Origin of the sequence: Shewanella vesiculosa, from assembly GCF_009994065.1 — a bacterium.
GTDB classification, from domain to species: Bacteria; Pseudomonadota; Gammaproteobacteria; order Enterobacterales; family Shewanellaceae; genus Shewanella; species Shewanella vesiculosa.
In genome coordinates, this window is record NZ_JAACSD010000011.1 from 99,089 (window position 1) to 125,471 (window position 26,383).

Consider the following 26,383-nt stretch of genomic DNA (forward strand, 5'->3'; position numbering starts at 1 on the left):
ATTTAACAGTGTTATTCGCTAACGACATTTTAATGGCTCCTTGGGACGGCTTTGCCTCGCAATGAACCCAAAATGAAATTTAACACTAAGGCTAATATGAGTAACACCAGTCCTAAGGCAATTGCTTGGGCAAAATCGCCTTTGCTCGTTTCGAGGGCGATAGCCGTAGGGATATTACGAGTGACATTCATAATATTGCCACCGACCATCATAGAGCAACCCACTTCAGTTAAAATTCGACTGAAACCAGCGATAATAGCGAGTAAGAGTGGCACCCGTAATTCTCGGCATAAAGTCCACACTGCGCGTAACCAGGATGCTCCTAAGGTTCGTGATGTTTCCCAAGCTCGACGATCGACACTCGAAAATGCTGCTTGTGATAATGCTATCAATACCGGGGCGCAAATTAGCATTTGACCTAGAATCATGCCTTTTTGAGTAAATAGCCACTTTAAATCACCTAAAGCGCCATTACGGGTCAGCAATAAATAGACTAATAAACCGATTACAACAGTAGGAATGGATTGTAAAGTTTGCACTAAGTTAGTGACAATCCAACGACCTCTAAAGTGGCTAAAAGCAAGGATAAAACCTAAAATAATAGAGGGAATAATCGTGATCAATAGTGCAGCAAAAGACACTGAAAAAGAAATATTAATAATGGCCCAAACATGAGGGTCAAAAGAGAGCAGCAAGCTAAATGCTTGCTGCAATAGTACTAACCAGCCATCACTCATTTTTTATAGGTTGCCTTAAACAATTGCTCTCCTTGCACTTTATAATTGTTAATCATAGTTTGTGTTGCAGGACTAATAAACCAATCGCTCAATGCTCTGGCACCCTTATGATTTAAGTCTGGGTATTTTGCTGGGTTAATTAACATGATCTGATAAGGGTTAGCTAATTTATCGCCACCTTCAAAGCTAATATTGAGATCAAGTTTAGCTTTATAAGCAATATACGTTCCACGATCGGTTAATGTATAAGCTTGTAATTCATCCGCCATTAATAACGTTTTACCCATGCCTTGGCCTACAGAGGTATAACCTGCAAAGTCTGGTGTAATGCCGGCATCTTTCCAAATGATTAATTCTTTCATGTGGGTACCAGAGTTATCGCCGCGAGAAACAAATTTACTGTTACTTTGGGCAATTTTACTGAATGCTTCAGTGACTAATTTGCTAGACTTTACTGCCGCAGGATCATTTTTAGGTCCTAATACCACGAAATCATTTTCCATAATGCCGCGCGGTTCAATACCATCGCCATCGGCGATAAATTTCGCTTCAGCATCTGGGGCGTGAGTCATCACAACGTCAACATCTCCTTGGCTGGCAAGTTTTAATGCTTTACCTGTACCCGTTGCAATAACTTGAACAGTATAACCTGATTCAGCTTCAAACTTAGGTAACAGTGCCCCCAGTAGGCCTGAGTTTTCAGTACTGGTTGTGGTTGCTAACTTAATCACTTCATTTGCCAGTGCAGTAGGGCTAAACATCGCTCCACTAAGTACCGATGCTGCTATCAGAATACTAATGCTTGCTTTGAGTTTTAACATTGCCGCTCCTTGATATATTAATCGTTATGATATTCATATTTTTGGTCTGTTGATCTTTGATGATCAAAATTTTTAAACGTAAACCGTGTCGCACCTTGTATCAAAATCGCAGTGCAAGTTATGACGCCTAGCCTTCTAAGCGAATAATTTGCAACAAAGACTTTTACTTGCAAAGGCGTCTCACGCTTAAGTGGAACCTTTCGGGCAGCACTTGTAGCCACTTTCTATTACTTGACCGCTTGTTCATGTAGAATGATCACATGCTATAAGCTTCGCCTCGGAGAAATGGCTATAAACTGCATAAAAATTCATCTCGAAAGATCAACAAGCCCTAACTAAAAAATTAAATGCATTAGGAAATAACTAATTCCCAACGTAATAAGCAAGTTAAATGCCAAAGTACTTTAATGCAAATACTGTTCACGCATAAAATCGAAACTGTGAACTTGCTCCCAAGCTATGGTTATTTATATTAGACAAATTGTCCCATGATCACCTTTCTATGGTTCATAGTGACCAAGTGATTTGAATTCAGTGATACAGTATTACAAAGCTTGCCAAAGCGTCCATATAAGAGTCCATTTATGAGTCCAAATGAACATGCCAACCCAGTAGCAAAGACCACAATGTCAGTACTCATTGTTGATGATGAACCCGGTATGCGCAGTTTTTTGATGAAAGCCTTGGCTAAAAAGTTTGCCTTGGTTGAAACCGCTTCTTCAATTGCCCAAGCTGAAGAGTTACGCAGTCATGGTCATTTCGATTTATTGATTGTGGATATTCGCTTGCCTGATAGATCGGGTATTGAATGGCATGAAGCGCTTAATGATCCCGAGCACCAATCCGATATTATTTTTATGACTGGTTACGCCGATATGGATGTGGCAATCAAAGCATTACGTGCGGGTGCGTGTGACTTTATTATGAAACCGTTTCATTTAGAGCAGATGATCACTGCCGTTGATCGTTGTATCGAAAAACGTTTGCTTAAGCGTGAGAATTTTATGCTAAAGCGTGAATTATCGCACGGTCAATCATCGACTATTATCGGTAACAGTGAAGCTATTCGCGATGTTAAAGAAGTGATTGAACGCATCGCCCCGACGAATGCTGTGGTGTTAATTGAAGGCGAGTCTGGAACGGGTAAAGAGCTGGTGGCCAGACAGCTACATCTGCTTAGCGGTCGAAGTGGTGCATTTGTGCCGGTGAACTGTGGTGCAATAGCCCCAGATCTGTTGGCCAGTGAGTTGTTTGGCCATACTGCGGGCGCATTTACAGGGGCCAAAGGTAATCGTGAAGGCTTATTTAGTTATGCCTCGGGTGGCACAATATTCTTGGATGAAATTGGCGAAATGCCAATGAATATGCAAACGGCATTATTAAGAGTGCTTGAACAGCGTGCGATTCGTCCAGTTGGAAGCGAAAAAGAAGTGGATATTAATGTGCGCGTTATCGCGGCAACTAATCGTTTATTAATCGATGAGGTTGAGGCGGGACGTTTTAGGCGCGACCTATTTTACCGTTTGAATGTATTAAATATTGTTATTCCATCTTTGCGATCTCGCCACGATGATGTTGCTGAACTTACCCATTATTTTACCTTACAATTGTCACAAGAATTGGGTATTAAAGACGTTATTTGGAGCCACGAAGATCTGCAAGTGCTGCAGCAACATGATTGGCCTGGCAACATTCGCGAGCTACGTAATATGATTGAACGGTGTATTTTATTAGGCAAACCCCCTGCTGAATATTGGAAAAAGCCTGCGTCAGTTATGGTCAACGATGCCATGGGTTACCCGCTTAACTGGCCATTGAAAGAAGTTGAAAAACAACATGTCACAAAGGTTGTTGATAATCATAACGGCAATAAATCTGCTGCTGCCCGCGATTTAGGTGTGTCGCGAAAAACATTAGATCGAAAATTTAAAGATTGGTTGAATCACGCCGAAGAAGGTCACGAGGACACATAAACGTGGCGAATTCGAAGGGTTTTTTTACACGAGTTTTCGGTATTAGTTGGCAGCAAATGCAAGCCAAAGTACGTTATCGGATCTTGTTTCTGACATCTCTGCCTATTGTATTAACCCTAGTTAGCTTAGTTTTTATAACCATATATTGGAATGTAATATACACGGGCAAACAATTGTTTATGAAGGTAAAGGCTGATTTAGTTGTCGCTAATAGTACCTTGATGCAAGTGCAGGAACGCCAACAAGACAGTTTAGAGTCGATCAGTAAATCATGGGATTTTCAACATGCATTTAGGTTACTACAACACAGTCAGCAGCAAGCGGATCCCAAGGTTATTAGTGCGCTAAATATACTATTAGAACAGCAGCAAAAAGCATCAGGATTAGACTTTCTAAGGTTAATTCGTGTCGCAGATGCTGCCGCGGATCCCGACTTACGTTTGATGTTGCACCAAACTCAACAGAAGGCTTTTTCTGGTTTGATGGTGCTGTCAGCTAAACGTCTCGAAAGAATTAATTCAAGTCTAGCAACCCAAGCTAACATTAGCTTAATTCCCACATTACATGCCAAACAGCCTCTACAAAATATCGAAACACGTGGTTTATTAAGCCGAACCTTATTACCGATAGCCGACCAGTCGGGTAATGTATTTTGGTATTTAGATGGTGGTATGTTGTTTAACCGCAATACTGCCATCGTCGATAATATTCGTGACTTAGTTTACGGCAAAGGCACATTACCAGAACGCTCAATCGGTACCGTGACCCTTTTTCTGGATAATATTCGGATTAGTACTAATGTGCCGATGGAGCAATTTCCCAAAGACCCGAATAAACCCAATAGAGCATTAGGTACGCTGGTGTCTAATGAAGTGTATCAACAAGTACTGGTTGAAGGGCAAACATGGATAAATCGTGCCTTTGTTCTCAATGATTGGTACATCTCTGGTTATTTACCTTTACAGGATGTGCGCGGTAAACGGATTGGGATGGTTTATGTGGGCTTTTCTGAGTCTCCTTTTCTGCATAATTATTTACTCAATATTATCGAGCTCGGTACCATTTTAGTGTTTGTGTTATTGATTTCAGGTTTTCTAGTGTACCGGGGAGCAAACAGCTTATTACAGCCAATTGAGTATATTCACCAAGTGGTTACTGCGGTGCAATCTGGGCGCAATATCAGGATCGGTAAATTAGACATCAATGGTGATAATGAACTGGCACATTTAGCCGAACAATTTGACAATATGTTGGATCAGTTGCAGCGACGTAATGCCCAAATTCAATCTGCTGCAGAGCAACTTGAAATTAAAGTTGAGCAGCGTACTCGTAGCTTGCAAGATAAAACGGAGGAGCTCGAGCGTAATGTGGCGTTATTGCATGCGACCAGACAACAGTTGGTCACCAATGAAAAACTTACCGCATTAGGAGAGCTCATCGCAGGTATCGCCCATGAAATTAATAATCCTACCGCGGTAATTTTGGGCAATATGGAGCTGTTAAAATATGAACTTGGTGATAATGCTGCCGTAGTCGAAGAAGAGATCGAGTTAGTGCTCCAGCAAGTGGGGCGGATCACCACTATTATTCGAAGCCTACTGCAATACAGCCGTCCAGGTGAGTTCAATGCCCCCATAACATCGCAACCAGTGACGCAAATTGTTGAAGAGATGCTGTTATTAGCCCGCCATTCCATTGAACAACAAGAGGTCACACTGATCAAAGATTTCACTGCCACAGGTGATGTTGAAGTCAATCGTCCCCAGCTGTTACAAGTACTGATTAACTTAATGGTCAATGCCGCTCATGCGATTGAAAACAAAGGCCGAATTTGGCTACGAACATATGACTGGCTAGAAGATGGCAAAACGATTGGCGTTAAAATTGAAGTTGAAGACGAGGGCGTGGGGATTAATAAAGAAGATTTGAGTCGTATTTTTGACCCATTTTATACCACACGTAAAGATGGTACCGGTTTAGGTCTCTCGTTGAGCTATGGGATCATTAAACGGCTTGGTGGTACGATTGAAGTGAATTCGACAGTAGGTAAGGGCACCATATTTACCATTGGTCTTTACCACAAGGCAAAAGATGATCAGCAACTTGGGCCTTATGAAGGCTTACATTTTGGTGAAAAAGCACAATAAGAAAACAGCCAAAAAAAAAGCCGGATGATGAATCCGGCCACAAAGAGTGTATGAGCAATGTCGTGCTTGCGAACTCTGAAAAGTGATTAAAGGTGATGAAGTCTTTAATCACTAAACCGAGTTTTGGAACGCGAGTTAATAATAATCATTCTCATTAGTGTTTGCAAGCATTTAAGATAATATATCGCATCTTTACATTCAATTAAGCACATAAAATAATAAACTATTGTTTTTATTAAAAATGTTTATGCTTTATTACTTGTATGTAAATGTATTTTGTAAAATAAAACAGTTTGGCGCTTATTCTGGTATTAGAGGTTGGTGTTAGTCTGATTGTTATTGTTCACGCTTAGATGAACGTTACTGGAACGCGAGGCGCATCTTGCGATTAATGTGCTGATGATAATCTGTGGAATATTGTTTAGAACAACAATACTGTCATCGTATTTGATAAAAACTGAGCATATTAAATAAGTAAAGCATCGGCGGCACTGTAATTGAGCTGACGATGCTTTTTTGCTTATTCACCTATCCTAACAACGATTACTTTGATGCATGAATAATAATGTCGTCATCAGTCGTGATGTCATTTAATAAAATTTTATCTTGTAGTACCTTCAATAACACCCCATAAGCCGGTAAAAATAATCCTAAGCTCACGATCAATTTAAAGGCGTAATCAACGCTAGCAATTTCTGGCCAATGTGTGGCCATAAATACATCACTGGAAGCATAAAACGCGATACTGAAAAACACTAAGGTATCGACTAAGTTACCCACTAATGTTGATGCTGCGGGGGCAACCCACCAAGCTTTGGCCTGACGTAATTTAGCAAATACAGTGATGTCCATTAGCTGGCCAATCAAGTACGCCACAAAGCTGGCAAAGGCGATGCGAAACACAAAGCTGTTCCACTCGATTAATGCACCAAATGCTTGTAATTGACCTTGGTGAAACAGTACCCCGACTAAATACGACACCAAAAGTGACGGTATCATGGCTTTAAGAATAATGCCTCTAGCAGCTTGTTGGCCAAAAATTCTTACGGTTAGGTCGGTGGCGAGATAGACAAATGGAAAGCTAAATGCACCCCAAGTGGTGTGGTAGCTAAACAGCTGAAATGGTAGCTGAACAAGATAGTTGCTTGCGCAAATAATTAAGATATGGAAACTGACTAATAGCATCAGTGCTCGGCGATATTTCGCCTGGGTTAACGTCAACATATTGTGGCCTTTTTAATTGGGTTAGCGCGGGGTGAGGGAACCCGCTATTAATTAGTTAACAGTATTTACTGGTGTTAACGGGACTATATAGCCTGAGTTAAGCCGATAAGTTAATACCTGTTATAGAGAATATTATCATTATAGTTTATTGGTCGTGTTTGCTGATAAATACACCACTTGATTAACCTTTTTAAGCTAATTCATGGCGGTCAGCAATCATGGGGGCGGGATAATAGCATGGGTTTTGTACAAGCGAAAGGCCTAGTCATGGCGAGCAAGCATCGTTGGAGTCAGCTTAGGAATATTAAAAATCGATTAATATAGACAATACTGTCGCTAATTTGTTTTCCAGCTCTTGCCACTCAGCTTCAGGATTTGACCCCGCAACAATACCTGCTCCGGCAAACAAGTTGATTCTTCTGGGTTCAATTAAAGCGCTGCGGATTGCAACAGAAAACTCTGATTCATGGTGATTTAAATAACCACAAGCTCCAGCATACCAACCTCTAGCGTAACCTTCTCGCTGGCGAATAAAGTTTAATGCCGCCTCGCGGGGTAAACCTCCTACGGCAGGAGTAGGATGCAGCGCCCGTAATAATTCAAAATCACTAATGCCTGGTTTTAACTGTGCTCGAATAGCGCGATGTAAATGTTGAATATGATCAAGCTTAAATATTTTAGGCTGCTCGTCGGCGCCCACATACTGACTTAATGGTGTGAGTACATTGACAATATGCTCTCTGACTAACTGATTCTCATGGCTATTTTTAATATCATCTAATAGCGCTTGAGCCAGTAATGCATCCTCATCAGGATTAAGTCCTCGCACTGTTGTTCCGGCTAATGCTTCGGTAAACAGTTCCTGTTGGCGGCGTAAATATAACCGTTCGGGTGAACAAGATATAAATGCGCGCTCAGGGCTAAATTGAAAGCCAAATTGAAAGCTATTTGGATTACGTCCTTGCCAACAGGCTAAAACAGTCCAAGGGTCAATATGGTCATTTACATCAATTTGGCTGTGGCGTGATAAGACGACTTTGGGGGTCGATTTGATAAAATTAGCTTGGGTGACCTGTTCAACTAATTCCTTCCAACGGGCAAAATTAGGTAAATCACTTCGACCCATTAACATGAGTTTATTCGGTGGTGACAAGGGAGCAGGTTTTTGCACCATTGCGATAGTATCAAGTGCAGCTTGGATTTCGTCTTCAGCGTTTCCATTCTCAAAATTAAGGTTTACTAATATCCTAACCTTATGACCGCTTCGGCGTAATTCTATTCTAGGTAATATAAAGTGTGCACGGCCAAATTCAGGCCAACATTCTACCGTGCGATCGAACGCTAAACCGCCGTAATAGCGAATGTCTAGGTGATTGGTTTTGTTACGTTGTTGCTGATAGATTTGCGCTAAGGCATTGTCGTCGACTTGGTCGGCAAAATAAAATGCCTTACATGAACCTATAGCGGCGACATCTTCATTTCTATCACGGCCATGCCAATAAATTTTAGGGTATACGGTTTGGGCACTTAACCAAGAGATTAATGGCAATGCTGGAGCATCGACTGACAGTTGCACTATAGGGTCACAGATCGGTATGCTGCGAAGTTGTTCGAGCTTAGAGATCAACTCGCTAAATTGTGGTGAAAAAAAGTGACCTTTCAATCTGTGCCTCTCGTACATCAACATAAGCGTTAACGTTAATAAACAGATGAAAAAGTGTCAATTAGCAAGATTAAAGTGTGTGATCTGAATTGCTAATATAGCCATGAGATTTTGGTAATGCGTTTGTTAGGTAACCATGTTAAAGAATTCAGCTATTGGCTAGTGTTATTGGATCGTTATAGAATGAAAAAGCAATGTCGAACATCTCGTTGAGCCAATGTTAAAGTGCCATCGATATTTGTGTGATGATCTGAAGTAAAAAATTAGCTGAATTGAGTAAAGTAGTTCAAAATATCACTAGAAATTGCAAGTCAGATTTCGTTTTTTAGTTTCGTCTCCCGGAGTAATTTGTACAATGAATGATTCTGCCGAATCAAGCAATGTCATTAAAGTCCCTATCGATAAACTTGCTTTAGGCATGTTTGTTACCGCGATAGATCATCAGAACGGTAAAGTAGCCATCCGTAATCCCGGACAAATTAAATACCGTGATGCAATTGTCAAACTTAAAGCCAACAATATTGAATTGGTGTGGGTTGATATTGAACGCTCTTCAGACACCTGTGGATTAAAAAAAGCAGAAAGAGCAAGCTCTGCTAGCAGCCTATTAATGCGTAAAGCGACGGTCACTCGAGATGGTCAGCGAGGGCAGGCTAAAAAGTTACTTGCTGAAGCCAAGGGGCTTATCAAAAAAGTAATGTCTGAAACCTTCGAAGGTAAAGCTATCGAAGTGGGTCAATTTGAAGATGTGGCTGATAAAATGATTGAGTCGGTTATGGATGATGCCGACGCATTTAAGTGTATCTCAGCACTGCGTAGCAAAGATGCTTACTTACTTGAACACTCTATCAATGTTGCCTTTTTGCTCGTCACCTTTGGCAAGCACCTTAAGCTTGACCGCGAATTGCTTAAGCAAATGGCGGTTGGGGGGATTTTACATGATATCGGCAAAATTAAAGTTGATAACGAAATATTACACAAACCAGGTAAGCTGACCCCAGAAGAATTTGAACACATGAAATTGCATCAATTTTATGCAATTGAAATCATGAATGAAACAACAGGGCTGTCGCAAGTGAGTAAAGATGTGTGCTTAATGCATCATGAAAAGCTTGATGGCCGCGGTTATCCTAATGGCCTCAAAGATGAGCAACTTCCTCTGCATGGACGAATGAGTTGTATTGTAGATATTTTCGATGCGTTAACCGCTGCTCGTTGTTACAAAGAAGCCATGAGCCCCGCGGCAGCATTTAAAATATTGATCAGCTTGACACCATTTCATCTTGATCAAAAACTGGTATATGAGTTCATCCGCTGCGTGGGTATTTACCCTGTCGGCTCATTAGTACAGCTATCGGACCTGCGTGTAGGAATTGTATGGGATGCTAAAGGTCGCGATGCCTTGCATCCTATCGTTAAGTGCTTTTATTCAATCAAGCATAAGCGCTATACCGAAGTGACTATGGTGGATTTACTTAAATCTGAGTTAAATATTGAGCGAGGCGTATCGCCAAGTATGCTCGATGTCGATCCTAGCCCTTTTTACTAAATGCCAGTAAAGTCCTGTGAGTGAATAGCAATCACTAATGGCCAATAATCTGTTGGTACATGGGTGCTAACTTAGCTAGTAACGCATTACGTGTTGCGATAGGAATATGCTGTTGTTTAAGGGCTTCAATCAAATGGCCCACTAAGGCATCAAAGTCGGCTTGGCTAATGTGCAGTCCGATATGGGCATCATACATAGATGCTCCTTGATAAAGACACTCACCGCCAGTGACAACACATAAATGCTCAATCAGCCGTTGACGAAAAACACTGATGTCGGTTTGTTCAAAGTGATGCAAGAGGCGTTTGTCTTGGGACAAATTAACCAGGAAATCGTCGGTGATCATACTGATGCCTTTGTTCCCCCCCAGCTGCTGGTAAAGGCTTGTTGGTTGGCTTGCGCAGCCAGTAGACAGTAATAACAGTGCGCCCAATACCAGTAGATGATGTTTAAAAGCATTCAGCATTACAGTGTTCCCTCTACGGATAAATACCACCCTTGTTGCTGCTTAAATCCGGCAATACTGCCTAAATCGACATATGCGCCGACAACCGAAAGGTGTTTATTAACAAACCAGGCGACAAAAATATCTTGCCAATCTTGCTCTTGCGCAAAACTCAACTCATCTGGTTTTTGTTTGTACTCATAACCCAGAGCAATATTATCAGTTAATAACACCGCGATAGAAGCTTCGGCTTGTAAGGTGTAATCGTTGTTGGTTGCAGTGCCAAATCCGAGTAAACCTGTTTGGTTTGCTTTGGTAGCTCTCAGGGTTAAGTTGGTCACAAGGTTACGACCTGCAATGGCTTCAAAATAGACCTTGCTAGCGGCCAAATACACATCTAACCCCCAATCATCTCTCGCTCCCACCGCTTGTGGTAAGGCAAAGTCATCAACACGTTTGTACTGTAATCCTAAGCTGATTTGCGGCATTGCGGTATAGAGTACTTCACCAGCCAGTTTGTATTTTATGCCTACAATATCTTGGCCTAGTTTGCCGCCCAGAGTGTCTAAATCAAAAGTTTGTTTGGCAATACTCAGTTCAAAGCGATTATCAATGCTTAACGATGCTCCCATAGAATGCAGGGTAAAGTCGTCAACATAAACGGCGGAGTTCATCGCGGTTAAAGACCATTGATCAGAGCTTGCATAACCATTAATTACCGCCCAAGGTACTATGCCACCTCCGGCACTACCTTCAATAGTTGTTGCGCCGCCAGTGGCGATAATTTTGCTCGTATCAGCTTGGGCCTGCGTCACGATTAGGCTTAATAGCCCGGATAATATAATGCATATGATTTGATACATTAGCGCACCGTATCTTCATTAGAATGGGATATTAGATTGATTGAATTGTTGAAACCATACAATAAAATCATCCGCTTTTAATGGCTTAGAATACACATAGCCTTGAATTATATCACAATTAAGCTTGCGCAAAATATCGATTCCTTCTGCGGATTCTACGCCTTCAGCCACTACGGATAAGTTAAGTCCCTTAATTAACCTAATGCTAGTATCGACGATCATTAAATCAGTGGCATCGGTATGAATATCTTTAATAAAACTGCGATCAATCTTCACTTCATTGACAGGTAATAATTTCAAATAGGCTAATGAAGAGTGTCCTGTGCCAAAGTCGTCGATGGCAATCGATATACCGATATTGCGAAATTGCTGTAAAACCGCAATCACCGTTTGCGCATCTTTCATCACCGCACCTTCAGTGACCTCTATCGATAAGGCGGTAATGGGTAAATTATTGCTAATGAGTAATTGTTCAATGTCCAGTGGTAGCTGAGGATTGGTTAAGTCGTGGGCGGATAAATTAATCGCGACCGTAAGTGAAATACCTTGTTGCTGCCATTTTGCTAGCTGTTTTATGGTGGTATTGAGCACCCATTCGCTAATAATCGAGATATTACCTGAGTTTTCAGCTAAGCGAATAAATTCGTCCGGTGGAATAAACCCTAATTCAGGGTGCAGCCAACGGATCAGGGTTTCTGCTCCATGGCAATGATTCGTCTGAATATCAACTTTGGGCTGAAACACTAAATGCAGTTGCCCTTGACTTAGGGCTATCGGTAAATCGCGGATGATCATTAATTCACGCAGATAGCGCTCATCTTCGCCTTGTTGATAAGTGGCAATACTTAATGATTCCATGCGGGCTTGGTTTAAGGCAATTTCAGCATGGCGAATCAAGGTATCGATATCATTACTGTCATAGCCTCGGGATAAATCTACCATCCCTACGCGAACGTTGACTGTGATTTTTGAGCCTTGAATGGCAAAGGGTTGAGTTAATAAGCGTAAATAATTATCAAGCTGTTGATCATCAATACCAGGTTGGAATAATAATAAAAACGAGTCGCCATCTAAGCGCGATATTAACTGGGCTGTTGGAGATAAGCTTTCTAAGCGACTGGCAAACAATACCAACAGATCATCGGCATTGGCAAAGCCAATAATGTTATTCAAATGACGAAAGTTTTTGATGTCTATCATCACTAAGTTGCCATGCATTTTGCTTAGCAGCTGACTAAGGAGTTGTTTAGCTGCTACGCGGTTATACAAGCCTGTGAGGTTATCGTGCTGTGACTGGTACACTAAGTCATTTTTGCGTGACTCAATATTTTCACGCATTATCGATAGGGTGTTGGCTAATACTTGTAACTCTGCGGGAGCACCTTTAATTGGCGGAGGATTTTCGCCTTGGCCCACTTTGCGGGCAAAATTAACCAATCCATAAATAGGTTTGGTTAAGCCGCCAGCAAACCAGGCTGCAATCATAAAGGCCAGTAAACAGGTTATCGCGAATACAAGTAACATGTTATTGCGTAAAGCATCGTAATTTTGCTGCCACTTAATATTCGATTGGTGTAATACCGCTAATTGATTATCGCTATTGTTGTCTAATGCAATGGTGGTAGATAAATAGCCCAGTGGTACGTCGTCGCTGACCACATCGATAGTTTGGTCTAATTGATCCATCTGCGCTAGAACATCTTGTTGCTGAGCGGTTGGCAGGGTGGAGACTATTTCAACTCTGTCAGCTGACTGGTTAATGAAACTAATATCGATCCCGGTAATGGTTTTTGCTTGGTCGGCGACGTTTTTATCCATCGCAAAGCCCATACCAACCCAAGCGATTAATGTAGGTGCTTTAACGGGCTGCAAAACAAATTGGTAGCTACTGTGATCATAATTAAAAATTTCGAACGTGGTTGAGCGATTTTTTGTTAATGCAAATAACTCATCAATATTCGCTTTAGTCAGACCTTGTAAACTTGATGACAGCAGGGTTCCCTGCGGAGAGAGTAAAATAGCGGCATCGGCATTAATCCGACGGCCGTGGTTCGCTAAAACGGATGATATTGTATCTTGCTCGCCGGTCGCGACCGCGCGCTTAAAGCCAAAGTCAGCGCTTAATAATGACAAACTTTGGTTAAGCTGCTTGTTGCGATTTGACAACATTTCGACAAAAACGTTAGAGCCAATTTTAAGATTTTGAGTTTGTTGTTGGCGGAAATCTCGTTGAGTTGCGCTTAACACAAACAAGGCAGTAGTTAACTGCATTAAAGTTAATATGAGTAAAAATGCAATGATCAATCTGCTGCGAAAACTATTTGGCATGTTGTCCCATCATATGGCTGGCATGATCAGAAGCACCAAATCCACTAGGTGGCGATGATGGTTTATTTTGGTGTTCTATATCGACACTAAGCGCTAATTGATTCGCGCCATCATTAAGGATAATCGAAGATGATGCTGGTGCAACAATTTGCCAAGGATGCCAAATCTTAACTTGATATTCTCCTGGCGGTACATCCGTTAATTGTATTTTCCCCGACGCATCACTTACCGAGAAGTAAGGGCTTTTAGCAACGTAAATAAAGGCTTGCATATAGTCATGAATATTACAGCCGATAGCGACTAGACCCGCTTTATCAAAGTTAATCGGGTCTGCGGTCGTGCCTACGTATAATTTTAGCTCAAATTGTTTGGCTTCAGAAAAGGAATAAACATGGTGTCGAGTACGATCTAAATTAGGAAAATCAACATTTGCCCCTTCTGGTACAGCTAATACAAAAGGGTAAAATACGCGATCTTGTTGACGCATTTCGTAATGGGCTGTAGCAGGCAGTGTTATTTCTGTTGTCGAAGTGGCTTCAAGTGGCGCAGTCGAGATAAGTTCTACCACGCTATCGCTGAGCATATTACCTTGAGCATCGGTAACATCAACCGTTAAGGTTGCCGCAGTCACTGATGCTGAAATAATATAAGTTAACCAGAGTAAGCATGTCGTAAACCGGAACATTGGCATGTATTCGCCTCATTATTAGACAGTAGAGCGGGTTGCAACATAATGGCTAATCATATGAACAATATGACATCATAACCTAGCATACTCAAAATACATCATTATCACAGTAAAATACGACCATTTGTTTTGCTACAAATTATTAACCGAGGTGTTCATGAAAGTGTATTTATCGATTAGTTTAGTATTGATATCGTTAATATTACTCATTCCCGGTGTAACAGAGCCCATGTTAACGATGACAGGAACGATTGAAAAGTCACAGTTGCTTGAAACGGGTAAAGACATGTTAACCCAAAACCTCACCGAAGATTCTCGTGCTAATACCCGTGGAATACTCGATGTTGCGGCCAGTCTGTTTGGCCTAGATACACTTGAGGGAGAGGTGGAGGTGTTTCGCAATAGTCGCAGTATCATTGATACTATAGTGGCGCTGTATCAGTCTCATAATCTAATCGTCGCCATGTTAGTGGGGTTATTTAGTATTGTGATCCCCGCAGTGAAGTTAATCACTATGCTGATATTACTGCTGCCAGTGCCCCAGCGAATCAAACAACAGCTTAACAGTATGATTGGTGCTATCGGCAAATGGTCTATGGCCGATGTTTTTGTGGTTGCTATTATCGTGACCTACATGGCAGGTAATGCTTCAGCCGGTATGGGCGATATGCTTAAGACTCAATCTCAGTTTGAAATCGGTTTCTATTATTTTCTAGGCTACTGTATTTTTTCAATCGCCAGCCAGATGATGATCGACATGACACAAACGCGAAAGTCACAGAGTACCTTTGTTAATATTGACGGCTGATGCTGCTGGGTTTTTGGGCTGACGACGATAATATCGACCTTAAAATAAAAAGAGCTTAAATCAGTTTCTCATTATCTTGATGAGTCGTGAATAACACGAAAATAAGTCATTATTGTTTTGGATATTCAAAGTCGTGATATTTCGCGACTTATGTTTTGCAATGGTTATAATGAGCATATGCATTGGTAACCTTAAGATTGACTATGACTGACTCTACAACCTCTGAGTATATTGGCTCTGATCATTTTCTACCCGAAAATACTCTATTGCTTAATGCCATGACAGAGGGCGTATATGGTTTTGATTTAGCCGGTAATGCAGTGTTTATTAATCCCGCGGCAGAACAAATGACCGGCTGGAAAAGTGCCGAATTAATTGGCAGAAATATTCATGACTGTCATCATCATAGTCATGCTGATGGCAGTCATTATCCTCAGCATGATTGCCCCATTTATCGCACCTTACATGATGCTATCCCTCGGCAAGTGACCGACGATGTATTTTGGCGTAAAGATGGCAGCAGCTTTCCTGTGTATTACAGTTCAACACCAGTATATGATCAGCAACAACTCGTCGGTGTTATCGCGATATTTCGTGATGTAAGCATGCAAAAACATACCGAGCAATCATTGAGACAAGCATTGGCACAAGTGCAGGCTTTGTCAGAACGGTTAGCATCAGAAAATCAATACTTACTCACTGAGCTTCAAGGTCAGCAAGGCGCCTCAGGAATATCGGGTAACAGCCAACCTATCAATCAACTCATTCAACAGATCCACTTAGTCGCAAATACCGACAGTACGGTATTAATTTGTGGTGAAAACGGCACCGGCAAAGAGTTAGTTGCGCGTAACTTACATAGGCTAAGTCATCGTAAAGACCAGCCTATGGTAAGTGTTAACTGCGCTGCATTTTCGACGGCCTTGTTAGAAAGTGAGCTGTTTGGGCATGAAAAAGGCGCATTTACTGGTGCCACAGCGCGTCGCAAAGGCCGATTTGAATTAGCCAATAATGGCACCTTATTTTTAGATGAAATTGCCGAGCTAAGTTTATCGGCACAATCTAAATTGTTGCGAGTGATTCAAGAGCAAAGCTTCGAGCGTGTTGGCAGTAGTGAAACCATTAAGGTTAATATTCGCTTAGTTGCTGCCACTCATCACGATTTAGCCGCACGAGTAGAACAGGGCTTGTTTCGCATGGACTTATATTACCGCCTGAACGTATTTCCAATTACCGTGCCTCCTTTACGAGAGCGCCGTGAAGATATTCCACAATTGGTCAGTGATTTAGTCACATCACTGAGTAAAAAGCTTGGAAAAAAAATCACTAAAGTGAGTGCTAAAGGGCTGAAGAACTTACAGCAATATGCTTGGCCAGGTAACGTACGTGAGTTACAAAACCTGATTGAGCGAGAAATGATTTTATCGCAAAGTGGCCATTTACTGTTTAATACTTTGCCCGCAGTGGTTGCCCCTCCGTTGGCAGCTAGCACGTTAACCATGGCACAAGCCGAAGCCGCGCATATTATTACGGTATTAAATGCTAGCCATTGGCGTATTTCTGGCCCGTTTGGTGCTGCTGCAATGTTAGATATGCCGGCGAGTACCTTACGATCTCGGATGAAAAAGTTAGCCATTACACGCTAATTTTTATTACTCACTTTATTAAGCCGCGATATATCGCGTAAAAGATGATATATCGTGATTTTTATTTATGGGGATTTTATTTTAGTTGTTTAAAATCATGCGATTAAGGTGATTCTTGAGTTGGCTTAGTCTTTGCTATAACAGGGCAATATTGTGTTATAGGAATATCTTCATGCCTAAATTATCATCTCAAACTCCGGCAGTGATTATGCCAGTCGATAACGCTGCCATTTCACAACGGATCCCAGTAGTGCAAATTGCTACGCCGTCGACAAAAATTCATGTTCGAGAACAGAAGGGCGTTTTTCAACGACTGCGCCAGCACAGTAATACTTTACTGATTGCGATTTTTTTCCTGATCCCATTTATCAATTACCAAGGCCGGCAAGCCATTCTGTTTGATGTAACCGAACAGCAATTCTTTTTCTTCAATATCACCTTGTGGCCACAAGACTTTACCGTATTAGCATGGTTTTTTATGGCTGCTGCTTTTGGGCTGTTTTTTGTTACTGTTTACTGGGGGCGGGTGTGGTGCGGTTTTTTGTGTCCACAAACTGCGTGGACCTTTATTTACATGTGGGTTGAAGCCAAAGTAGAGGGTAATCATCATCATCGGGCGGCGTTAGATAAAGCCCCATGGTCGTTGAGTAAAGTACGTAAACGAGTGACTAAGCATGCGGTGTGGATGGTGTTTGCCTTGCTGACCGGCTGCGGATTTATTGGTTACTTTATGCCTGCACGCGAGTTGTATGTTGATATTTTTAGCGCAAGCAGTGGCTTTTGGACTGGCACATGGGTGTGGTTTTTTGCCATATGCACTTATTTAAATGCCGGCTGGATGCGTGAAATGATGTGTTTGCATTGCTGTCCTTACTCGCGTTTTCAAGCGGTGATGTTTGACGCCAATACTAAAACGGTTAGCTATGATGCTGCTAGAGGTGAGTCTCGTGGGCCACGTAAACGTTCACAAAAAACGGAGCTAGGTGACTGTGTAGACTGTAATTTGTGTGTTGATGTTTGCCCAACTGGGATTGATATTCGTAACGGCTTACAATACGAATGCATTAACTGTGGTGCCTGTGTTGATGCATGTAATCAGACCATGGAAAAATTTGGTTATGCCGCTAATTTAATCAGCTTTACCAGCGAGAATGCCTTAACAGGACAAGCAAAAGCCAGTTTGTGGTCACTCAAATCTCTCGGTTATGCCAGTGCACTATTGATTATGATTATTCTGATCATTAGCGATTTAAGCCACTTGAGCCATATACAGCTTAATGTGATCCGCGATCGTCAAACCTTGTATCGTCAAGTGGGCGTCGACCAGGTTGAAAACAGCTATCAGCTCAAAATTCGCAATAAAACGCAACAAATGGCTTTTTATCAAATCAGTATCCACAGTGACGATGCTCAAGAGCAAGTATTGCAAATCGTTACCGACAGCTTGATTGCGATAAAACCTGCAGAACAACTGGATTATCCGTTGACCGTCAGTGGTCGCTTAAGTAACCGAGCGAGTGAGAGTACGCAACAAACAGTGCAATTTAGGGTCACCCAAATTCAAAGCTTGGAAAATCCAACGCCAACGGAACCAGCGAACCAGACTTCGCAAACATCACGGTTCTTTTGGCCATAATCTCGTAATCTCAGTATCTCAGTATCTCAGTATGACGACATAAAGACGTGCTGACCTTACTCGATGCTACGCCGCAACATGGTTAAGTAACAAAAAGGCTTGTCGCATTATTAATGGGACAAGCCTTTTTTGCTAAATGGTCGCAGTGTTATCGCGCTAACGTATTAACGCTGATGCAGTGCGTAGTCGCTGCCGTCTTTAGCGGTAAACACTTTACAGTTGCCTTCAGTTGGCTGACAGCCTGTGTGGATTAAGCTAATCCATTGCTTGTATGGCGTCGGCAAATTCTTAATTGGAATCGCAACCTGAATGTCTTCAATATTAGCTTGGTCTGTGGTGCCCATTTGTCCTTGGCGGTCGAAGCTAATCTCAACATGGGTATCATTATTCTTTAATACCACTGAAGTCGGTTCACTTTTATGACCCGTCAATGCCACAAATTGACATGGATTTTGTAAACCACACTGAGAACCATCTTTCAAAAATGCTAATAAGTGGGTGTAGTAAACAACATAGCTGGTGACATCTTGGTGTGAGCCTTCGGCTAATGGAAATTGTGCATCCAAAAAGTCTTTTGCATTTGTGCTGCGATCCTGTGGATTGGTCGTTGCCACAAATTGCTCACCAATGAAGCGGTTAAGGTTTTGGGTGGCTGTTGCGCTTGCTTGAGTAGACATATTCATCGCCTTATTCCTCTTCGTGTTGTTGTCGGTCAGAAACCTTTGTCATTATTGTTTATCAATAAGCTCTGTTAGCAGCTTGATTTTTAGTCTATGCTATTTTTACAAACAATTTCACAATAAAAATTTTACAGTGTGAATTATACAAAATGAGAAATGAAAAAAGCCTAATGCGAAAGACCCATTTTTTGGGCACAAAGATAAGAAACTTGCGTAAACGCAATAACTTAACCATGGAAGACTTGTCAGCTCGTTGTGTACGTGTTGATTCAGGTAATTCGCCATCTGTGTCATATTTATCGATGATCGAACGCGGAAAGCGTGTTCCGAGTGCAGATATGTTGGCGGTAATTGCGGTCGTTTTTCAAAAAGAAGTGGAATGGTTTCTTGATGATGTGCCAGAAGATGAAGCCATTACGCCGGAAAAAGGCAACAAAGGTGGCATTAGTGGTATGCCGCTGGAGCCGAGTTTTTTGTTTTCTAATGACATTCTGCAAATTGCCATTCCTGAAATGTTGTCGCAAACTGGTACCAGTGGCCGCCAGTTTGCTCATTTATTAATCCGCGCGCACCAAGAGCATCATCAAAATCATTTTCCTGATTTAGAGCGCGCCGCCGAAGAGGTCGGCTTAAAACGCATGCCGCTTGCCACTGAAGATATTATCGATATCGCCAAAGGCATGGGCTTAAAAATTAAATGGATCGACCGGGTTCCACAAGAAGTGATCAACGAAATGGGTGTCAGTGCTAAGCAGTTAGTGACTTCATTTTTTGAGCCGCCGGGGACTATTTACATTAGTAATATGTTGAAAAACAGACCCAGTAGATTGCGCTATGATTTGGCTGTGCACATAGGTCATTGTGTATTACACAATAAAGATGGCTTAAAGAGTGTGATGATGTCGGGTCGCCGTGATGACTTTGATGATGCTCTTGTCCCTCAATCCAATACATTGAATGCACAAGATATTTTACATGCGTGGCGCGATTTTGAATCAAGCTTCTTTGCCGGTGCTTTGTTGTGTCCAAAAGTGCCGTATCGACAGTTACTGGATCGTCATGGCTATGAGATTAGTGTGCATAAGCAATTGCAGGTGTCAGCTTCAGTGGCTATGCGCCGCATGACAGTGGTATCACCTTATCCTCATTGGCATTATTTTGATGCCTATGCGCCGGGTAAGTTAAAAGCTGTGTATCGCGGTAATGGTATTCCTTTGCCTTGGGGCAATATGCGCCTAGTGGAAGATCCTTGTCAGCATTGGGCTGTATTTAGGATGCTTAACGAGCAAGTCGAGGGTACCTCTGCGCAAATATCGATTTTAAATGTCGGTAATGAACCACGTATTTATTGCTGTGAATCGATTAAAGTGGACGACTCGGCGGGCAATGCACATGTGTTATGTGCTGGAATAGATTTAAATCCGGCGATTGAAGCGCAAGGCAAAGACGCTCAGTCGATTGCTCATGATTTGAAACAGGCTTGTGCTACGGGCGGCGGCTCTATCGTTATTCCTAAACACATCCAAAAAGATCTCACTAGTGTGGCAAAAATTCTGAACATTAATTGGATTGAACGTGGGATTAAAAAAGATGCCCAGTTAATTTGTTCGCGTGGTGCCGTGTGCCCGCGTCAGCCAAGTTGTTATGCCGCAGGGCGTAATTTATGTGAAGAAAACTAAGGTTAAGTCGTCCTTGGTGTATGCCGCATCAACATAAGTTGATGCGGCTTCAAGCAACATCTGATGCACCTAAAGGGGAAACTGTACCGTCACGCAAAGCCCGCAGTTGTTTACTGGATCTGCTGGGGTTAAGCTAATTTTTGCATCCATCTGCTGCACAATACTCGCCACAATCGCTAAGCCTAAACCTGAGCCATATTCATTACTGCCTAATATGCGATAAAAAGGTTCAAACACTTTTTGAACTTCAGTATTTGCGATACCTGGGCCTGTATCTTTGACGGTCATCTCTATGCCTTGCTCGGTTTCAATAATACTCAAATCAACTCTACCGCCACTAGGTGTATAGCGGATAGCATTGTCGATCAGGTTGTGAATTAAGGTTTTTAAACGGACAGGGTTGGCGTTGAGCTGGGCGTCGCTATCTTGGCTAAAGCCCAAATCAATCTCTTTCGCTTCCACAAGTGGGTATAGCTCTTCAATCACCTCAGTGAATACTGTTTTTAGTGAGGTTCGTTGATGTTGTTGGATGCTGTTGTCTTGTTGACGCGCCATCGATAATAGTTGTTCTAGAAGATGAATACTGCGACAGATCCCAGCCTGTAATGCATTTAGTTTCTGACGTGCATCGTCGGTTAACTCTGTTTGCTGAAGACGTTGAGCCTGTAACGACAGCGCCGTGATAGGCGATCGGAGTTCATGGGCGGCATCGGCAATAAAGCGCTTTTGGCTAGTAATAACCTGGCTGTTTTTGCTGAGTAAGCGATTAATCGCCTCAACAAAGGGCACAATTTCACTCGGCAATTGAGTGGTGGGAATTAACTGTAAATCGTGCTCAGTTTGACGGTCTACATCGTGGGCTAAAATGCTAATTGGACTCAGAATTTTACCTAGAATATAGCCGAGTAATAATAATAAAATCGGAATTAATACTAACAATGGCATTAGGGTATGCAGCGCGGTTTCAAAGGCGATGTTGTCACGAATGGCGGTCTCTTGGGCGACGGCTATTCGCTGCGAGGATGATAAGGTGCGCACAAATACTCGCCATGACTGTGTGGCTAAATTAACCGTGTGAAATCCATCAGTTAAATTGCTCGGCAAGGCTAGGATATTTTTCGTTATAGGATTGCTTGCTGGATTGTCACCCAATAACTGCACCGAAACTTGAAACTCCAACTGATCTTGGCTTAACGGGGTTAGTGTACTGTCGTTTGGGGTCAGCGAGTAACGGTCAAATAGCACAGCCATTTGTTGCAATACATCATCTTGTAGTTCATGGGCTTCTTCAAAAGCACTGCTAAAAGTAAAGCTGGCAGCAATGATCGCAACAGACAAAATTGCAGCTGAAATCCAATAAGATAATCGCGTTTTTAACGAGTTACGGGGGCATTTTTTGACACCATCCATCCTACACCTCTGACATTTTTAATGGTTTCTGTACCCAGTTTTTTACGCAAACAATGGATTAAAAACTCTACCGCATTGCTTTCTACTTCTTCACCCCAGGCATAAATACGTTCTTCTAAATCACTTTTTGAATGAATTGAACCGGGTCGGATAAGCAATGTTTGCAGTAAGGCGAACTCACGGTTAGACAGTAAGATATTATCTTGAGTGAGGGTTTTGGCTTCATGTGTGGCAGGGTTTAGCCACACAATATTATTGGTTAATTCAGGCGTATGCTGGTTGGCATTGCGCCTTGCTACCGCACGAATACGAGCTTGTAGTTCGCTCATATCAAAGGGCTTAATGACATAATCATCGGCACCTAAATCGAGCCCTTTGACTCTGTCTTCTAAGCTGTCTCTGGCGGTAATAATGATCACCGCCAGAGCGGGGTGCTGAGCTCGAATATATTGCATCACTTGCAAGCCATCCAGCTTAGGTAAGCCAAGGTCGAGCAACACCACATCATATTGCTGGCAACGTAAACTGTGCAGTGCCGCTTCGCCATCGCATATCCAATCAACCGCATAGGCGACATCTTTTAAGGCACTTTGCATGGCATCACCAATCATTTTATCGTCTTCTACTAATAAAATACGCATAGCACCTCAATTGAACACAATGACACAAAGTGGAAAGTCTTAATTAATGATTCTTTGTTGCAGCTTGCTGCTTAAATAGTATTAAACACAACACCATACCAAAGAGTAGTGCCGCCGATGCAGTAAAGCGACTAAATTCTAATCCACCATGGCTAATGGGTTTATCTAAAAAGTCACCGACTACAGCACCTAAAGGTCTGGTTAAAATAAAGCTAAGCCAAAACAACAGTGTGCGAGATATTGGGCTCCAAAGATAGGCGGCTAATAATACTAATAGCATACTACCAAAGATAAGCGCGCTGGCATCGTAACCTAAACCGGCGCTATCCACAGTCCAGTCGCCTAAAGCTGTACCTAGGGTTTGTGACAGTAAAATCGTGACCCAATAAAAGCATTCGGTTTTGGTATTATTTATCGATTGATTAGACAGGCTACCGGCACTGACGTACCAAATTGAAAATGACATGCACAATAAGCTCACCAGTAACAGTGTGCCCCCGGTATAACCTATGCCTAGTGAGCGGTCGGCAAAGTCAGCCATCGTTGTGCCAGCGGTCGTTGTAGCGATAATGGTGGCCCAATAAATACTCGAAGAATAATGTTTACTGCGAATTTGTATTGCTACCGCTATCGCGAATAAACCGATAAAAATAACTGAGCTCACTAAATAGCCGAGGTTAAGCGACATCGATAAAGCATCACCTGCCGTTTCGCCTAAGGTGGTCGCCAGTATTTTAACCAGCCAAAATATTAAGGTGACTTGTGGCACTTTAGCCCGCGCCTGCTGTTGTAGTGTTTCCATATCGATACTCACTTATGTTGATCTATTATTGGCTTTTTTGCTGTTTGGCGCGCACTGAAAGGTAAGCTACAAGTGCAACAATAATCGCTAAAAAAACAATACTGGTGCTGGTGGTGCCAAACCCAAAGCCACCTTTACGAACCGGTTGTGATAATAAATCACCGATAGAGGCACCCAGTGGGCGGGTTAAGATATATGCCAACCAAAAGCACAATACTGCATTGGCTTTGAAGCGATAAAAAGCCACGCTAATGACAGTGATTAAACCACCAAATATCAAAGCCGAAAGGCCGTAGCCAACATTCATGTCTTCAGATACCCAATCACCGACTGCAGTGCCTAAAGCAAAGGTAATGAGAATGGCCAGCCAATAAAATAATTCACGCTTAAGAGTGACAATGGAATGAATCGATAAAGTACGTTCTTTGCTAAACCAGTATGCAAATGTTGCCGCTAATAATAGGCTAAACACCGCAGTCGATACTGGCAAAGGCACATCAAGTTTGTCTGTGAGAATGTCGGTGACTAAGGTGCCAAAAATACTGATAAGTACCACTACACCCCAATAAGCATATGGGCGATAGCGAGTTTGCTTAAGCTGCACCAATAAGGCGACAAGTAATAATATCCCCATGATGATGCTGGTATTAATCATGCCTACATGAAGATGGAAGCTAAGATAATCTGCTGCGGTTTCTCCTACCGTGGTCGACATCATTTTTATTACCCAAAAGATCAGCGTGATTTCGGGCACTTTATTAAGCCAAGTATTTGGTGATAGGTCATTCGGCGTTGTGTGAATAGATGATGCTTTGGTTAAAGGTTTCATAAGGACTCCTCATCCAACAGTGAAACAGATTTAGCACTATCTTGCCGCGCAATACTTAGGCCAAACATAGGGCGGTGATATCAACCATAAATATGTTAGCCAGATGAGTTCAACGTTTGGACTGCATTCCAATATCTCTGCTTGGTAACAGATCCCGCTAAAATTTCTACTCATAATTGATAAGTCGATATTTGTTGTTATTTTCACCAAACATTAACAACAGTTCCCGTTTTGGAATTGATTCCATCGATATGATGAAGCGTCAATAATATAAAAAGGGGTGATAACCTATGAGCAATATCGATCTATTAGGGCGCCGTAAGTTTATTGCAGGTCTAGGCATTGCTGCTGGTGCAGCGATGGTAGCACCAGCAATAGCTGTGTCTGAAAAGGCAGAAGGGGTTAAATGGGACAAAGAAGTTGAAATCGTCATTATTGGTTCTGGTTTTGCGGGGTTAGCTGCCGCAATCGAAGCCACCAAACATGGTGCAACAGACGTCCATATATTTGAAAAAATGTCCTATTTTGGCGGTAACTCGGCAATTAACGGTGGGCTTTTCGCCGCACCTGGTACGCCGATGCAAAAGAAAGAAGGCGTTGAAGACTCAGTAGACAAAATGGTTAATGATCAATTATTGTCTGGCCGTGGCATTGCCGATGAAGGGTTATTACGCCATGTCGCATCTCATGCGGTTGAAGCGTTACAAATGACCTTAGATGCGGGTTCTGAATACCATCCTTACTTACAACAACTGGGCGGTCACTCGGTTGCACGTACATACCAAACCTCAGTAAGTTGTGGTGCTGGTATTACTCAGCCATTGTACAAAGAGTGCAAACGTATTGGTGTAAACACCCACAATCGTTCAAAATTTGAAGGATTCCTCGTCGGTAATAAAGGCGAAGTTGTTGGTGTTAAAATGCGTCAAAACTATCACTTTGGCGAAGATCAGCCTGGTAAGGTTCTCAATATTCGCGCCAAACGTGGTGTGATTATGGCTACTGGTGGCTTTGCGCAAAACGTTGATTTACGTATGGCGCAAGATCCAACCTTAACTGCAGATGTGGGTTGTACCAACGCACCAGGTGCAACAGGCGAGGGCATGTTTGAAATGTTCCGTTTAGGTGCTATCCCTGTGCATTTAGCTCACATTCAATCTGGTCCTTGGGCTTCACCTGATGAAGGTGGCTTTGGTTATGTGTCTAACTATTCAATTTTCAATTTACCTCATTCAATTGCCGTTAGCCGGACAACCGGTAAGCGTTTCATGAATGAGATTGCCGATCGCAAAACACGTGCTGATGCTGAATTAAGTAACCGTGATGAAAAAGGCAATCCTGTACCACCACTGTTGATTTCAAGCTTTAAAGATTCTAAAGCACATCCAAATACCGAAAAAGTGATTAAGTACAATGTCGGCTGGAAGTTTGATTCAGTTGAAGAGTTGGCAACACACTTTGGTGTGCCTTTAGCGGGGTTAACAGCACAAATCGCTGAATACAATGGCTATGTAAAAACGGGTGAAGATAAGCAATTTGGTAAAGATATGACCTTGGCGAAAAATAAAATGATCGAAGCGCCATTTACTGTCGTTCGTTTGTGGCCAAAAGTGCATTACTGCCAAGGCGGTGTAAAAGTAAACACCAAAGCCGAAGTAACAGATAGTTTTACTGGTAAGTCTATTACTGGCCTTTATGCCGCTGGTGAAGTGTGTGGTGGTATTCATGGTGTTAGTCGTCTAGGGAGTTGTTCTATTCCAGAATGTATGGTGATGGGTATGACTGCAGCTAGAAGTCTCATGAAAGTTTAATTA

Annotated in this window: 21 protein-coding genes; 8 read left to right on the forward strand and 13 right to left on the reverse strand. The window is 42.2% G+C overall.

The window, feature by feature from the left end; genetic code table 11:
- Window positions 1-29 precede the first annotated feature (29 nt).
- Complete coding sequence (locus GW828_RS12795) at window positions 30-737, reverse strand: ABC transporter permease (RefSeq protein ID WP_124016707.1); 708 nt, start codon at window positions 735-737, stop codon at window positions 30-32.
- Window positions 734-1,498: an ABC transporter substrate-binding protein gene (locus tag GW828_RS12800; protein WP_371697349.1), complete on the reverse strand. Its 765-nt coding sequence runs from the start codon at window positions 1,496-1,498 to the stop codon at window positions 734-736. The genes GW828_RS12795 and GW828_RS12800 overlap by 4 nt, the downstream gene beginning before the upstream one ends.
- 644 nt (window positions 1,499-2,142) lie before the next feature.
- Here GW828_RS12800 and GW828_RS12805 point away from each other — a divergent pair.
- Both GW828_RS12805 and GW828_RS12810 read left to right on the forward strand, forming a co-directional pair.
- The gene (locus tag GW828_RS12805; protein WP_273058025.1) at window positions 2,143-3,531 is read left to right on the forward strand and encodes a sigma-54-dependent transcriptional regulator; all 1,389 of its coding nucleotides are present in this window, start codon (window positions 2,143-2,145) and stop codon (window positions 3,529-3,531) included.
- A gap of 56 nt (window positions 3,532-3,587) precedes the next feature.
- The gene (locus GW828_RS12810; RefSeq protein WP_124016773.1) at window positions 3,588-5,678 is read left to right on the forward strand and encodes a sensor histidine kinase; all 2,091 of its coding nucleotides are present in this window, start codon (window positions 3,588-3,590) and stop codon (window positions 5,676-5,678) included.
- A gap of 543 nt (window positions 5,679-6,221) precedes the next feature.
- Here GW828_RS12810 and GW828_RS12815 read toward each other — a convergent pair.
- Complete coding sequence (locus GW828_RS12815) at window positions 6,222-6,902, reverse strand: 7-cyano-7-deazaguanine/7-aminomethyl-7-deazaguanine transporter (protein ID WP_273058026.1); 681 nt, start codon at window positions 6,900-6,902, stop codon at window positions 6,222-6,224.
- A gap of 304 nt (window positions 6,903-7,206) precedes the next feature.
- Window positions 7,207-8,565, reverse strand: coding sequence for an isochorismate synthase (locus GW828_RS12820; protein WP_420542431.1), 1,359 nt, complete (start codon window positions 8,563-8,565; stop codon window positions 7,207-7,209).
- A gap of 355 nt (window positions 8,566-8,920) precedes the next feature.
- Between GW828_RS12820 and GW828_RS12825 the strand changes: the two genes are divergently transcribed.
- Entirely contained in the window at window positions 8,921-10,114 is a 1,194-nt protein-coding gene (locus tag GW828_RS12825) for a cyclic di-GMP phosphodiesterase (RefSeq protein ID WP_273058028.1), read from the forward strand.
- A gap of 34 nt (window positions 10,115-10,148) precedes the next feature.
- Here the strand turns inward: GW828_RS12825 and GW828_RS12830 are convergent, their stop codons facing one another.
- Genes GW828_RS12830 through GW828_RS12845 form a run of 4 tightly spaced genes read right to left on the reverse strand, consistent with a single transcriptional unit; the run spans window position 10,149 to window position 14,435 of the window.
- Window positions 10,149-10,580 (reverse strand): group I truncated hemoglobin, encoded by a 432-nt coding sequence (locus GW828_RS12830; protein ID WP_124016713.1) that lies wholly within the window; start codon window positions 10,578-10,580, stop codon window positions 10,149-10,151.
- On the reverse strand, window positions 10,580-11,422 hold the full coding sequence (locus GW828_RS12835; RefSeq protein ID WP_124016714.1) for a DUF3034 family protein: 843 nt from the start codon (window positions 11,420-11,422) through the stop codon (window positions 10,580-10,582). Before GW828_RS12835 ends, GW828_RS12830 begins: the two co-directional genes overlap by 1 nt.
- 18 nt (window positions 11,423-11,440) lie before the next feature.
- Window positions 11,441-13,750, reverse strand: a complete 2,310-nt coding sequence (locus GW828_RS12840) for a putative bifunctional diguanylate cyclase/phosphodiesterase (protein ID WP_273058029.1) — start codon at window positions 13,748-13,750, stop codon at window positions 11,441-11,443.
- Complete coding sequence (locus tag GW828_RS12845) at window positions 13,740-14,435, reverse strand: methylamine utilization protein (protein ID WP_273058030.1); 696 nt, start codon at window positions 14,433-14,435, stop codon at window positions 13,740-13,742. Before GW828_RS12845 ends, GW828_RS12840 begins: the two co-directional genes overlap by 11 nt.
- Before the next feature lie 160 nt (window positions 14,436-14,595).
- Between GW828_RS12845 and GW828_RS12850 the strand changes: the two genes are divergently transcribed.
- From GW828_RS12850 to ccoG, 3 genes are all read left to right on the forward strand, one after another.
- Window positions 14,596-15,246 (forward strand): paraquat-inducible protein A, encoded by a 651-nt coding sequence (locus GW828_RS12850; protein WP_273058031.1) that lies wholly within the window; start codon window positions 14,596-14,598, stop codon window positions 15,244-15,246.
- A gap of 203 nt (window positions 15,247-15,449) precedes the next feature.
- Entirely contained in the window at window positions 15,450-16,892 is a 1,443-nt protein-coding gene (locus tag GW828_RS12855) for a sigma-54 interaction domain-containing protein (protein ID WP_273058032.1), read from the forward strand.
- 172 nt (window positions 16,893-17,064) lie between these two features.
- Window positions 17,065-18,528, forward strand: coding sequence for a cytochrome c oxidase accessory protein CcoG (gene ccoG, locus GW828_RS12860; RefSeq protein ID WP_273058033.1), 1,464 nt, complete (start codon window positions 17,065-17,067; stop codon window positions 18,526-18,528).
- Between the two features lie 164 nt (window positions 18,529-18,692).
- Here the strand turns inward: ccoG and GW828_RS12865 are convergent, their stop codons facing one another.
- Window positions 18,693-19,205: an aldolase/citrate lyase/malate synthase family protein gene (locus tag GW828_RS12865; RefSeq protein WP_273058034.1), complete on the reverse strand. Its 513-nt coding sequence runs from the start codon at window positions 19,203-19,205 to the stop codon at window positions 18,693-18,695.
- Between the two features lie 152 nt (window positions 19,206-19,357).
- Between GW828_RS12865 and GW828_RS12870 the strand changes: the two genes are divergently transcribed.
- The gene (locus GW828_RS12870; RefSeq protein WP_273058035.1) at window positions 19,358-20,887 is read left to right on the forward strand and encodes a DUF3612 domain-containing protein; all 1,530 of its coding nucleotides are present in this window, start codon (window positions 19,358-19,360) and stop codon (window positions 20,885-20,887) included.
- A 69-nt stretch (window positions 20,888-20,956) separates the two neighbouring features.
- Here the strand turns inward: GW828_RS12870 and GW828_RS12875 are convergent, their stop codons facing one another.
- The 4 genes from GW828_RS12875 to GW828_RS12890 are packed head-to-tail and all read right to left on the reverse strand — an operon-like array spanning window position 20,957 to window position 24,569.
- Entirely contained in the window at window positions 20,957-22,297 is a 1,341-nt protein-coding gene (locus tag GW828_RS12875; protein WP_273058036.1) for a sensor histidine kinase, read from the reverse strand.
- Window positions 22,261-22,938: a response regulator transcription factor gene (locus tag GW828_RS12880; protein ID WP_124016723.1), complete on the reverse strand. Its 678-nt coding sequence runs from the start codon at window positions 22,936-22,938 to the stop codon at window positions 22,261-22,263. Before GW828_RS12880 ends, GW828_RS12875 begins: the two co-directional genes overlap by 37 nt.
- 43 nt (window positions 22,939-22,981) lie before the next feature.
- Entirely contained in the window at window positions 22,982-23,740 is a 759-nt protein-coding gene (locus GW828_RS12885) for a COG4705 family protein (protein WP_273058037.1), read from the reverse strand.
- A gap of 25 nt (window positions 23,741-23,765) precedes the next feature.
- Complete coding sequence (locus GW828_RS12890; RefSeq protein WP_259395296.1) at window positions 23,766-24,569, reverse strand: COG4705 family protein; 804 nt, start codon at window positions 24,567-24,569, stop codon at window positions 23,766-23,768.
- Between the two features lie 290 nt (window positions 24,570-24,859).
- Here GW828_RS12890 and ardA point away from each other — a divergent pair, with 290 nt between their 5' ends.
- Window positions 24,860-26,380: an acrylate reductase flavoprotein subunit ArdA gene (gene ardA / locus GW828_RS12895; protein WP_273058038.1), complete on the forward strand. Its 1,521-nt coding sequence runs from the start codon at window positions 24,860-24,862 to the stop codon at window positions 26,378-26,380.
- The last annotated feature ends 3 nt before the right edge of the window (window positions 26,381-26,383 follow it).